At 71.2% G+C, this 12575-nt stretch carries 11 protein-coding genes; all 11 read left to right on the forward strand.

What is annotated here, in order from left to right:
• Nucleotides 1-3: 3 nt before the first annotated feature.
• The 11 genes from fmt to OHA58_RS30650 all read left to right on the forward strand — a co-directional run bounded on the left by fmt (nt 4) and on the right by OHA58_RS30650 (nt 12563).
• On the forward strand, nt 4-948 hold the full coding sequence (gene fmt / locus OHA58_RS30600) for a methionyl-tRNA formyltransferase (protein ID WP_405482764.1): 945 nt from the start codon (nt 4-6) through the stop codon (nt 946-948).
• 34 nt (nt 949-982) lie between these two features.
• Entirely contained in the window at nt 983-2449 is a 1467-nt protein-coding gene (locus OHA58_RS30605; RefSeq protein ID WP_383095343.1) for an RsmB/NOP family class I SAM-dependent RNA methyltransferase, read from the forward strand.
• A 658-nt stretch (nt 2450-3107) separates the two neighbouring features.
• Nucleotides 3108-3794, forward strand: coding sequence for a ribulose-phosphate 3-epimerase (gene rpe / locus OHA58_RS30610; RefSeq protein ID WP_405482765.1), 687 nt, complete (start codon nt 3108-3110; stop codon nt 3792-3794).
• A gap of 78 nt (nt 3795-3872) precedes the next feature.
• Nucleotides 3873-4916 (forward strand): sugar-binding transcriptional regulator, encoded by a 1044-nt coding sequence (locus tag OHA58_RS30615; protein ID WP_227293623.1) that lies wholly within the window; start codon nt 3873-3875, stop codon nt 4914-4916.
• 69 nt (nt 4917-4985) lie between these two features.
• Entirely contained in the window at nt 4986-5414 is a 429-nt protein-coding gene (locus OHA58_RS30620) for a ribonuclease domain-containing protein (protein ID WP_405482767.1), read from the forward strand.
• Nucleotides 5411-5767, forward strand: a complete 357-nt coding sequence (locus OHA58_RS30625; RefSeq protein ID WP_405482768.1) for a barstar family protein — start codon at nt 5411-5413, stop codon at nt 5765-5767. The genes OHA58_RS30620 and OHA58_RS30625 overlap by 4 nt, the downstream gene beginning before the upstream one ends.
• Before the next feature lie 109 nt (nt 5768-5876).
• Complete coding sequence (locus OHA58_RS30630; protein ID WP_405482769.1) at nt 5877-7319, forward strand: GuaB1 family IMP dehydrogenase-related protein; 1443 nt, start codon at nt 5877-5879, stop codon at nt 7317-7319.
• A 335-nt stretch (nt 7320-7654) separates the two neighbouring features.
• Nucleotides 7655-9151 (forward strand): amino acid permease, encoded by a 1497-nt coding sequence (locus OHA58_RS30635; RefSeq protein ID WP_405482771.1) that lies wholly within the window; start codon nt 7655-7657, stop codon nt 9149-9151.
• Between the two features lie 10 nt (nt 9152-9161).
• Nucleotides 9162-9614, forward strand: coding sequence for an Lrp/AsnC family transcriptional regulator (locus OHA58_RS30640; protein WP_127828554.1), 453 nt, complete (start codon nt 9162-9164; stop codon nt 9612-9614).
• Between the two features lie 388 nt (nt 9615-10002).
• A complete protein-coding gene (locus OHA58_RS30645) occupies nt 10003-10800 on the forward strand; it encodes a carbon-nitrogen hydrolase family protein (RefSeq protein WP_405482773.1) in 798 nt (265 codons plus the stop codon).
• A 59-nt stretch (nt 10801-10859) separates the two neighbouring features.
• A complete protein-coding gene (locus OHA58_RS30650) occupies nt 10860-12563 on the forward strand; it encodes a flavin monoamine oxidase family protein (protein ID WP_405482774.1) in 1704 nt (567 codons plus the stop codon).
• Nucleotides 12564-12575 lie beyond the last annotated feature (12 nt).

Consider the following 12575-nt stretch of genomic DNA (forward strand, 5'->3'; position numbering starts at 1 on the left):
CCTATGAAGCTCGTCTTCGCAGGCACCCCCGAGGTCGCCGTTCCCGCTCTGGACGCCCTGATCGCCTCCGACCGTCACGAGGTCGCCGCGGTCGTCACCCGGCCGGACGCTCCCGCGGGCCGCGGTCGCAGGCTCGTCGCCAGTCCGGTCGCCGAGCGCGCGGAGGAGGCGGGGATCGAGGTCCTCAAGCCCGTGAAGCCGCGCGACGAGGCGTTCCTGGCCCGGCTGCGCGAGATCGCGCCCGACTGCTGCCCGGTCGTCGCCTACGGCGCGCTGCTGCCGAAGGTCGCCCTCGACGTCCCCGCGCGCGGCTGGGTCAACCTGCACTTCTCGCTGCTGCCCGCCTGGCGCGGTGCCGCCCCCGTGCAGCACGCGATCATGGCCGGAGACGAGATCACCGGTGCGTCCACGTTCCTGATCGAGGAGGGGCTCGACTCCGGGCCGCTCTACGGGACGGTGACGGAGATGGTGCGTCCCACCGACACGAGCGGCGACCTGCTCACCCGGCTGGCGTTCGCGGGCGCCGGACTGCTCTCCGCGACCATGGACGGCATCGAGGACGGCTCCCTGAAGGCCCTGCCGCAGCCCGCCGACGGCATCACGGTCGCGCCGAAGATCACCGTCGAGAACGCGCACGTCGACTGGGCGGCGCCCGCCCTGCGCGTCGACCGCGTCGTCCGCGGCTGCACGCCCGCGCCCGGCGCCTGGACCGTCTTCCGGGACGAGCGCCTCAAGCTCATCCAGGCCGTCCCCGTCCCGGACCGCACCGATCTCGCGCCCGGCGAGCTCGCCGTCGGCAAGAAGAACCTGTACGTGGGGACCGGCTCGTACGCGGTGGAGCTGCTGTGGGTGCAGGCCCAGGGCAAGAAGCCGATGGCCGCGGCCGACTGGGCGCGCGGGGTGCGGATCGCCCCGGGCGAGCGCCTGGGCGGGACCGACGTAGGCTGAATGGGTTCGAGCCGATACCAGCAGCGGAGCACCTTTGAACGACCAGCCCGGCCGGCGTCCCCAGAAGTCAGGTAAGCCCGGCACCCCCGGGAAGCAGGGAAAGCCGTACCGCCGTCCTCAGAAGGACCCGGTCCGCTACCTCGCCTTCGAGGCGCTGCGGGCCGTGGACGAGCGCGATGCGTATGCGAACCTCGTGCTCCCGCCGCTGCTGCGCAAGGCCCGAGAGAAGGAGGGGCCCGAAAAGTTCGACGCCCGTGACGCGGCGCTGGCCACGGAGCTGGTGTACGGGACGCTGCGCCGGCAGGGCACGTACGACGCGATCGTCGCCGCCTGTATCGACCGGCCGCTGCGGGAGGTCGACCCGCCGGTTCTCGACGTGCTGAACATGGGCGTCCACCAGCTGCTCGGCACGCGGATCCCCACGCACGCCGCGGTGTCGGCCTCCGTGGAGCTGGCGCGGGTCGTGCTGGGTGATGGGCGCGCCAAGTTCGTGAACGCCGTGCTCCGCAAGGTCGCGCAGGACGACCTCGACGGGTGGGTGGAGAAGGTCGCGCCCCCGTACGACGAGGACGCCGAGGACCATCTCGCCGTGGTGCATTCGCATCCGCGATGGATCGTGTCGGCGCTGTGGGACTCGCTAGGCGGCGGCCGGGCGGGCATCGAGGACCTGTTGGAGGCCGACAACGAGCGGCCCGAGGTCACGCTCGTTGCGCGGCCGGGCCGGACGACCGCGGACGTCGTCCTGGACGAGGTCGGCGAGGAGTCGGCGTTGCCGGGGCGCTGGTCGCCGTACGCCGTGCGGCTCACCGAGGGCGGTGAGCCCGGCTCGCTCGACCCCGTGCGGACCGGCCGGGCCGGTGTCCAGGACGAGGGCAGCCAGCTCGTCGCGATCGCCCTCGCGAACGCGCCCCTGGAGGGCCGGGACGAGAAGTGGCTCGACGGCTGCGCCGGCCCCGGCGGCAAGGCGGCCATGCTCGCCGGACTCGCCTCCGAACGGGGCGCGGCCCTGCTCGCCGCCGAGAAGCAGCCCCACCGGGCCCGCCTCGTGGCGAACGCGCTCGCGGGAAACCCGGGCCCGTACCAGGTCATCGCGGCCGACGGCACCCGCCCGCCGTGGGGTCCCGGTACGTTCGACCGCGTCCTCATGGACGTGCCCTGCACCGGTCTCGGTGCGCTGCGCCGCAGGCCCGAGGCGCGCTGGCGGCGGCGCCCCGAGGACCTGGAGGGCTTCGCGCCGCTCCAGCGCTCGCTCCTGACCACCGCCCTCGACTCCGTACGGGTGGGAGGCGTCGTCGGCTACGCGACCTGCTCGCCGCACCTCGCCGAGACCCGCGCCGTCGTGGACGACGTCATGAAGCACCACCCCGGCGCCGAACTCATCGACGCGCGCCCCCTGTTGCCCGGCGTACCGGCGCTCGGGGACGGCCCCGACATCCAGCTCTGGCCGCATCTGCACGGCACGGACGCGATGTATCTGGCGCTGATCCGGCGCACCGCCTGACACCGACGCACGGCTGACCGTCGGTCCCGCGCGCCGTCCGGTGCCGGGGCCGGCGGTCTTTGCGGTGGTGGGCGCCGGGGGAGGCATCTGCGTGGCCCGCGCCGCCGCCGGGACCGGCCTGTCGAAGACAGGGCCGCGGGTCCGGGGCCCGCGGATCCCATGGGAGTGCGGGGCCTTGATCTGCCATACGTCCTCGGTGATCCGCGGGCGGTCCCGGGCCGTGAGCCCGCACTCGCGGGCGGAGATCGCGCAGATCATGACCGCGGGGACGGTCTCGGGGACGCAAGTCCTCGGAGATGTCGAGGACTTGCGTGGATTCGGCGGAGCCGGGCGGTCAGGACGAGGCGTCGTTGTCCTGTGTGGTGGCGTCGTTGTTCCTGTGTGTCCGAGGGCTTCTGCGCGAGGGGCACGGCCACCACGAGGGCGATGAGTCAGGGCGCGACCACCAGCCACTTGGAGCGCCGTCCGCAGACCGGCCGGGCCACCGAGCGACCTCGGGCCAACTTCGGTACGTCCGCCATGGCGGTCCTCCGGCTGCCCGCACGGTGCTTTCCCCGGGGCGCTCAGCATGGCACGGGGGACAGGGTGCGGCATCCGGGGAGCGAGACAGGTCTGGACCGGGGGGAGCAACCGGCGCCGGGCATGGCAGTCTTGGGTCATGGCCGTGCAGATCAACCCCAGCATCCTGTCCGCGGACTTCGCCCGCCTTGCCGAGGAGGCAAAGGCCGTCGAGGGCGCCGACTGGCTCCATGTCGACGTCATGGACAACCGCTTCGTCCCGAACCTGACCCTCGGGGTGCCGGTCGTGGAGTCCCTGGCGCGGGCTACGGACATCCCGCTGGACTGCCATCTGATGATCGAGGACGCCGACCGCTGGGCGCCGCAGTACGTCGAGGCCGGCGCCGGGTCCGTCACCTTCCACGCGGAGGCCGCGGCCGCCCCCATCCGGCTGGCCCGCGAGATCCGCGCCAAGGGCGCCCGCGCCTCCATGGCGCTCAAGCCGGCGACCCCGATCGAGCCGTACGAGGACCTGCTCCCCGAGCTCGACATGCTGCTGATCATGACGGTCGAGCCGGGCTTCGGCGGGCAGGCCTTCCTGGACATCATGCTGCCGAAGATCCGCCGCACCCGTGAGCTGATCAGCAAGCACGGCCTCGAACTCTGGCTCCAGGTCGACGGCGGCGTCTCGGCCTCCACCATCGAGCGCTGCGCGGAGGCGGGCGCCGACGTCTTCGTCGCCGGTTCCGCCGTCTACGGCGCCGCCGACCCCGCCCAGGCGGTACGTGCACTGCGCACGCAGGCGGAGACGGTGTCGGCCGCCGCGGCCTGGGCATGCGGCCACTGAGCCACAGGAACGTGAACGCCGCCCATCAGGGCAGATCAAGTCCGCCACATCTGCAAGGATGAACGGCGAGTCCAGGTTGTGAACAGCAGTGAGGAGATCGCCGTGTCGGCACTGTCGCCGGGTCGCTCAGCGATGCGGATGGGACCCGCGGAGCTGGTGCAGGCGGCGGCCATGGCCCGCCGCTTCTATCTCGAGGGCAAATCCAAGATCCAGATCGCCGAGGAGTTCGGCGTGAGCCGCTTCAAGGTGGCCAGGGTCCTGGAAACCGCGCTCGAACGGGATCTCGTACGCATCGAGATCCGCGTACCGGCCGAGCTCGACGCGGAGCGCTCCGACGCGCTGCGCGCCCGCTACGGCCTGCGGCACGCCGTGGTGGTCGAGTCCCCGGCCGAGGCCGAGGAGTCGCCCGACCCCGAGAACCTCGGCGAGGTCGCGGCCGACCTCCTGGGCGAGCTGGTCTCCGAGGGCGATGTGCTCGGCCTGGCGTGGGGCCGCTCGACCATCCACATGGCGGCTGCGCTCGACCGGCTGCCGCCCTGCACGGTCGTGCAGCTCACGGGCGTGTACGACGCCGGGACCGCCGAGCGCGGGTCCGTCGAGGCCGTGCGGCGCGCCGCCCAGGTCTCCGGCGGCGAGGCCCACCCGATCTACGCGCCGATGCTCCTGCCCGACCCGGCCACCGCGGCCGCGCTGCGCAGCCAGACGGGCATCGCCCGCGCCTTCGAGTACTTCGACAAGGTCACGGTCGCCTGCGTCTCCATCGGCTCCTGGGAGCCGGGCATCTCCACCGTCCACGACATGCTCAGCGACGAGGAGCGGGCCCACTACGCCTCGCTCGGCGTCGCCGCCGAGATGTCCGCGCACCTCTTCGACGCCGAGGGCCGCCGGGTCGGCCGTGACCTGGGCGAGCGGTGCATCACGGTCGAGGCGGACCGCCTGCGGCGGATACCGGAGGTCGTCGCCATCGCGGGCGGCCAGCGCAAGGCCGCCGCGATCGACGCGGTGCTCAGGTCGGGGCTCGTCACCAGCCTCGTCACGGACACGGCCGCCGCGGACTTCCTCCTCACCGCGGGCCCCACGCCGAAGCCGGCGCTGAACCGGGCGGACCCCGACGGGGCCTAGGCCCCGTCGGGCGCGGTACTCGCGTCGCGTACCGCGCTCACCGGAGGCGGCTGTGGCAGCATCGTCGGCATGCTGCCGCGGCTTCTCACCCGCCTCCCCACTTTGCTGCCGGGGGCTCTGCTCGTCGCCCTCGCCCTGCTGGTCACCGGGTGCTCCGTCCAGGACACGCAACAGGACACACCGGCCGCCCCGGGCCGCTCCACACCCGACTGGGCGCGGGGCATGCCCACGCTCCCCGAGTCCGGGCTCCCCGCCCAGGCCCGTACGACCCTGACCCTCATCGACAAGGGCGGGCCGTTCCCGTACGCCAAGGACGGTGCCGTCTTCGGGAACTTCGAGCGGGAGCTGCCCCGGCAGAGCCGCGGCTACTACCACGAGTACACCGTCCCCACCCCCGGCGAGCGGGACCGCGGCGCCCGGCGCATCGTCACAGGGCAGAGCCACGAGACGTACTACACCGATGACCATTACGAGTCGTTCAAGGCGGTGCTGAGATGACCGGAGGTCCCGACAGGATCCGCGTCCTCGACCTCGAAGGCGTCAAGGACAAGGCCGGGTTCATGGACCGGTGCGTGCGCGACCTGGAGCTGCCGGACTGGTTCGGCCGCAACTGGGACGCGCTGTTCGACGTCCTGACCGATGTCTCCTTCTGGCCCGACGGCAGTGAGCAGGCGCTGCTCCTGTCCGTGGTGGGCTGGCGGCCCTACGCCAGTGCCAGGCCCGAGGACTGGGAGACCGCGCTCGACGTGTTCACCGACGCGGTCGACCGCAGGCGTGGCCGGGACCCGAGGCTGGTGATCGCACTGACCCTTGGAGGATCCGACCACACCCCCTCCCAGCCGCCTGTGTAATCGTCCGTGGGCATGTGGTAGCGGTGGCATGGGACACTGAAGTACGTGCTTTTCCCCCACGGGCTGACCTGCCCGGGGGCCACCTCTGATCGACTGGGATGAGCAGCACGTGCGTTTCCTCAACGACATCCAGCCTGCGTACGACCTGACCTACGACGACGTCTTCATGGTGCCGAGCCGCAGCGCCGTGGGTTCCCGTCAGGCGGTCGACCTGGCGTCCCCCGACGGCACCGGCACCACGATTCCGCTGGTCGTCGCCAACATGACCGCGATCGCCGGGCGCCGCATGGCCGAGACCGTCGCCCGCCGCGGGGGCCTCGTCGTCATCCCGCAGGACATCCCGATCGAGGTGGTCACCGAGGTCATCTCCTGGGTGAAGACCCGCCACCTGGTCCTCGACACCCCCATCGTCCTCGCCCCGCACCAGACCGTCGCCGACGCGCTCGCCCTGCTGAACAAGCGCGCGCACAACGCCGGTGTCGTCGTGGACGAGGAGCATCGGCCCGTCGGCGTCGTCACGGACGCCGACCTGACCGGCGTCGACCGGTTCACGCAGCTGACCGAGGTCATGTCCAAGGACCTGCTCCTGCTCGACGCGGACATCGACCCGCGCGACGCCTTCAACAAGCTGGACCACGCCAACCGCCGTTATGCCCCCGCCGTGGGCGCCGACGGCCGCCTCGCGGGCATCCTGACCCGCACGGGCGCCCTGCGCGCGACGCTCTACACCCCGGCCACCGACGCGAACGGCAAGCTCCGCATCGCCGCCGCCGTCGGTATCAACGGCGACGTGGCGGGCAAGGCCAAGCAGCTCCTCGACGCCGGCGCGGACACCATCGTGGTCGACACCGCGCACGGCCACCAGGAGTCGATGATCTCCGCGATCAAGGCCGTCCGCGGCCTCGACCCGCAGGTGCCCATCGTCGCGGGCAACATCGTCGCCGCCGAGGGCGTCAAGGACCTCATCGAGGCCGGCGCCGACATCATCAAGGTCGGCGTGGGCCCCGGCGCCATGTGCACCACGCGCATGATGACCGGCGTCGGCCGGCCGCAGTTCTCAGCCGTCCTGGAGTGCGCCGCCGAGGCGAAGAAGTACGGCAAGCACGTCTGGGCCGACGGTGGCGTCCGGCACCCGCGCGACGTCGCCATGGCGCTCGCCGCCGGTGCGTCGAACGTCATGATCGGTTCCTGGTTCGCGGGCACGTACGAGTCCCCGGGCGACCTCCAGCACGACGCCCAGGGGCGTGCTTACAAGGAGTCCTTCGGCATGGCCTCGGCCCGCGCCGTCAAGAACCGGACCTCCGACGAGTCCGCCTACGACCGCGCCCGCAAGGCGCTGTTCGAGGAGGGCATCTCCACCTCGCGCATGTTCCTCGACCCGCAGCGTCCGGGCGTCGAGGACCTGATCGACTCGGTCATCGCGGGCGTCCGCTCCTCTTGCACCTACGCCGGTGCGAACTCCCTGGCGGAGTTCGAGGAGAAGGCCGTCGTGGGCATCCAGAGCGCTGCCGGTTACGCGGAGGGCAAGCCGCTGCATGCCAGCTGGAGTTAGTGCCCGGCGTCTCTGTGACGGCCCCCGCGGACTCGTTCCGCGGGGGCCGTCGGCGTTTCCGGGAGGCGTCGCCGGCGTTCCCTCCGGGTGACCGGAACGCAACGGACGAAACGGACCGCGCAACGTTCGTCCGCACCCGCCCGCACCACGCAACGTTCATGCACGTATACGCAAGGTTGCTGCATTACAGCTGGGAAGAGAAACCCCTTAGAGTCAGGCGCTGTACGTGGCGTGGCGGGGACGGCCTGCTCGGCGGTCCCCCCGGTTCCGGGTGCGGGTTGCCGCTGCTTGTCGGCCTCCGTCACCCTGACCGGCAGCGATGAAGGAGCCAGCCCGTGCTCGACCACGGCGCACCACCGCGCACCCTCCCCACCGAGACCCCCGCCCCGGGGCTCGGAGCCCGGCTGATGCGGCGCAAGCCGGTAGAACACCTGGTCGCGGAGGGCGGCCACGGGGAGGGCGGCACTCTGCGCCGCTCGCTCGGCATGTGGCAGCTGACCATGATCAGCATCGGCGCCACGCTCGGCACCGGCATCTTCGTCGTCCTCGGCGACGCCGTCCCGAAGGCCGGCCCCGCCGTCACGATCGCCTTCGTCATCGCCGGCCTCACGGCCCTGTTCTCGGCCCTCTCGTACGCCGAGCTGGCCGGCACCATACCGGTCGCCGGGTCCTCGTACTCGTACGCGTACGCAACGATGGGCGAACTCGTCGCCTGGGTCTGCGGCTGGTGTCTGGTCCTGGAGTACGGCGTCTCCGTCGCCGCCGTGGCCGTCGGCTGGGGCGAGTACCTCAACGAGCTGCTCGACGGCACCATCGGTGTGACCCTCCCCGACGTGATCTCGTCGGCCCCGGGTGAGGGCGGCGTCATCAACCTGCCCGGTCTGGTCGTCGTCCTGCTCGCGATGGTGTTCCTGCTGGGCGGCGCCCGCGAGTCCGCCGTGGTCAACACGATCATGGTCGCGGTGAAGATCGTCGCGCTCGCGCTGTTCTGCGCGATCGGCTTCATGGGCTTCAAGTCCGGCAACTACCGCGACTTCATGCCGCTCGGCACGGCGGGTGTCAGCGCCGCCGGCGCCAGCCTGTTCTTCTCGTACATCGGTTTCGACGCCGCCTCCACGGCCGGCGAGGAGGCCAAGAACCCGAAGCGTGACCTGCCCCGCGCGATCATGCTCTCACTGCTCATCGTCACCGTTCTCTACGTCCTGGTCGCCGCGGTCGCGGTCGGGGCGTGGAACTGGAAGGAGTTCGCGGGTTCCGAGGCCACGCTCGCGGCGATCATGAACGACGTCACCGGGCAGACCTTCTGGGGCACCATGCTCGCCGCCGGCGCGGTCATCTCCATCGCCAGCGTCGTCCTCACCGTCCTCTACGGCCAGACCCGCATCCTCTTCGCGATGTCCCGCGACGGCCTGGTCCCGAAGGTCTTCGGCAAGGTCAGCGGCAAGACCGGCACCCCGCGCGTGAACACGGTCATCGTGTCGCTCTTCTGCGGCCTGCTCGCCTCGCTCATCCCGCTGGGCAAGCTCGTCGACGCCACCAGCATCGGCACCCTGTTCGCCTTCGGCCTGGTCAACATCGCGGTCATCGTGCTCCGCTACACCCGCCCGGACATGCCGCGCACCTTCAAGGTGGCGCTCGGGCCGGTCTTCCCGGTCCTCGGCTTCATCTTCTGCGCATACAACATGTTCAGCCTCGACGCCGTCACCTGGGTGGTCTTCGGGTGCTGGATGGCGGCGGGCCTCGTGTTCTACTTCCTTTACGGAGCCCGTCGCTCCCGACTGGCCACCGCGCCCGCCGAGCAGTTCGCCGGCGCGCCTGCCGAAGAGAAGTGAAACACCTGCCTTGCTGAACGATCTCGACGAACGCATCGTGCACGCCCTCGCCGAGGACGCCCGCCGCTCCTACGCCGACATCGGCCAAATCGTCGGCCTGTCCGCGCCCGCCGTCAAGCGGCGCGTGGACCGGCTGCGGGCCACCGGAGCCATCACGGGCTTCACGGTCAGGGTCGACCCGGCCGCGCTCGGCTGGGAGACCGAGGGGTTCATCGAGATGTACTGCCGGCGCAACACCTCGCCCGAGGCCATCAAGCGCGGCCTCGAGCGCTATCCCGAGGTCGCGTCCGCGTCCACCGTCACCGGTGACGCGGACGCGATCGTCCAGGTCTTCGCCTCGGACATGCGGCACTTCGAGCGGGTCCTGGAACGGATCGCGGGGGAGCCGTTCGTGGAGCGGACCAAGTCGGTGCTCGTCCTGTCGCCGCTGATGCGGCGCTACACATCGGGCTCGCCCGCGTAACGCCTCACTTCGTGGGATGCACTGGGCGCCACGGCAGCACCGTGAAGTCGCCGGTGCCCTGCTTGACCCTCCAGAAGGTGCCGCCGAGCCCAGGCTCCGCGGCACCTGCGTCTTTTCCGTGTCGGGGCTCAGCCAGGTGCAGCCCAGGATCCCCACCCGGCACGTCGGACCACGGTCGGCTTCCCCCTCCGCCGGGCGGCGGAGGCCGCCCCGTACGGACTGCGACTGACAGCTCACCCGGACGCGCAACAAATCGCCGCCGCCGGCCCATCAGGCGCAACGGATCGTACGAGAAGACGCAACAGTCCCGTCTTGTCCCGCCGGTCCGCGGAAACGTACCGTCTTATCCGATCCCCCTCCCCCTTTTCGCACGCTCCCTAGGACGCCCATGCCGCCGCTGCGCACCGCCCTGCTCCAGAGCTCCGGCCGCCCCGGGTCCGTCGCCGAGAACCTCAAGGTGCTCGATGACGCCGCGGGCCGCGCCGCCGCGACCGGAGCCCGGCTCCTGGCGGCCCCCGAGATGTTCCTGACCGGGTACGCGATCGGCGACGACGTGGCCCGCCTCGCCGAGCCCGCCGACGGACCCTCCGCGCAGGCCATCGCCGAGATCGCGGCCCGGCACGGCGTCGCGGTGGCCTACGGCTACCCGGAGCGCGACGGGGAGCTGGTGTTCAACTCGGCCCAGCTGATCGCCCCCGACGGCACCCGCCTCGCGAACTACCGCAAGACCCACCTCTTCGGCTGCTTCGAGCGCGACTCGTTCACTCCCGGCGACCAGGCCGTCGTCCAGGCCGAGCTCGACGGTGTCCGCATCGGCCTCATGATCTGTTACGACGTCGAGTTCCCGGAGAACGTGCGCGCGCACGCCCTCGCCGGCACCGACCTGCTGCTCGTACCGACGGCCCAGATGCACCCGTACCAGTTCGTCGCCGAATCGGTCGTGCCCGTGCGGGCCTTCGAGAACCAGATGTACGTCGCGTACGTCAACCGGGTCGGCCAGGAAGGGGAGTTCGAGTTCGTCGGGCTCTCCACGCTCGCCGGGCCCGACGGGGTCGCCAGGGCGCGCGCAGGCCGCGGTGACGAGCTGATCTGTGCCGACGTGGACCCCGCCTTCCTGGCCGCGTCCCGCGACGCCAACCCGTACCTCAGCGACCGCCGCCCCGGCCTGTACACGCCGCTGGTCTGAGCCCAGAGCCGCCGCCCCGAACCTTCAGTACCTCAGTTCCCGCAAGGAGTCCGTACCCCATGACGTCCACGGTGCCCAACGCCGTCCAGCACACCGACGCGCAGCCCCCCATCACGATGTTCGGGCCGGACTTCCCGTACGCGTACGACGACTTCCTCGCGCACCCCGCGGGCCTCGGCCAGATACCGGCGACCGAGCACGGCACCGAGGTCGCGGTCATCGGCGGCGGCCTCTCCGGGATCGTCGCCGCGTACGAGCTGATGAAGATGGGCCTCAAGCCCGTCGTCTACGAGGCGGACGAGATCGGCGGCCGGCTGCGCACGGTCGGCTTCGAGGGCACCCCCGCCGAGGCCGCCGGGCTGACCGCGGAGATGGGCGCGATGCGCTTCCCGCCGTCGTCGACCGCGCTCCAGCACTACATCGACCTGGTCGGCCTCGAGACGCGGCCCTTCCCCAACCCGCTTGCCCCCGAGACCCCGTCGACCGTCGTCGACCTCAAGGGCGAGTCCCACTACGCCAACACCGTCGACGACCTGCCGCAGGTCTACCGCGACGTCATGAACGCGTGGAACGCCTGCCTCGAAGAGGGCGCCGACTTCTCCGACATGAACCGCGCGATGCGCGAGCGCGACGTGCCGCGCATCCGCGAGATCTGGTCGAAGCTCGTCGACAAGCTCGACAACCAGACGTTCTACGGGTTCCTCTGCGACTCCGAGTCCTTCAAGTCCTTCCGGCACCGCGAGATCTTCGGCCAGGTCGGCTTCGGCACCGGCGGCTGGGACACCGACTTCCCGAACTCCATCCTGGAGATCCTGCGCGTCGTCTACACCGAGGCCGACGACCACCACCGCGGCATCGTCGGCGGCTCCCAGCAGCTGCCGCTGCGCCTGTGGGAGCGCGAGCCGGAGAAGATCGTCCACTGGGCGTACGGCACCTCGCTCGCCGAGCTGCACGACAGCCGGAAGCCGCGCCCGGCCGTGACCCGGCTGCACCGCACCGCGGGCAACCACATCACGGTCACCGACGCGTCGGGTGACATCCGCACCTACCAGGCGGCGATCTTCACCGCGCAGTCCTGGATGCTGCTGTCCAAGGTCGCGTGCGACGACTCGCTCTTCCCGATCGACCACTGGACGGCGATCGAGCGCACGCACTACATGGAGAGCTCGAAGCTCTTCGTCCCGGTGGACCGGCCGTTCTGGCTGGACAAGGACGAGGAGACGGGGCGGGACACGATGTCCATGACGCTCACCGACCGCATGACGCGCGGCACCTACCTGCTCGACGACGGCCCGGACAAGCCGGCCACCATCTGCCTGTCGTACACCTGGTGCGACGACAGCCTGAAGTGGCTGCCCCTGTCGGCGAACGAGCGCATGGAGGTCATGCTCAAGTCGCTCGGCGAGATCTATCCGAAGGTCGACATCAGGAAGCACATCATCGGCAACCCGGTGACCGTGTCCTGGGAGAACGAGCCCTACTTCATGGGCGCGTTCAAGGCGAACCTGCCGGGTCACTACCGCTACCAGCGCCGCCTGTTCACGCACTTCATGCAGGACCGCCTCCCCGAGGACAAGCGGGGCATCTTCCTCGCGGGCGACGACATCTCCTGGACGGCCGGCTGGGCCGAGGGCGCCGTGCAGACCGCGCTCAACGCGGTCTGGGGCGTCATGCACCAGCTGGGCGGCGCGACGGACGGCACCAACCCCGGCCCCGGCGACGCGTACGACGAGATCGCACCGGTCGAGCTGCCCGAGGACTGATCGGCGTGCGGG

Origin of the sequence: Streptomyces sp. NBC_00009 (genome assembly GCF_045040855.1) — a bacterium.
Lineage (GTDB): Bacteria > Actinomycetota > Actinomycetes > Streptomycetales > Streptomycetaceae > Streptomyces > Streptomyces aureus.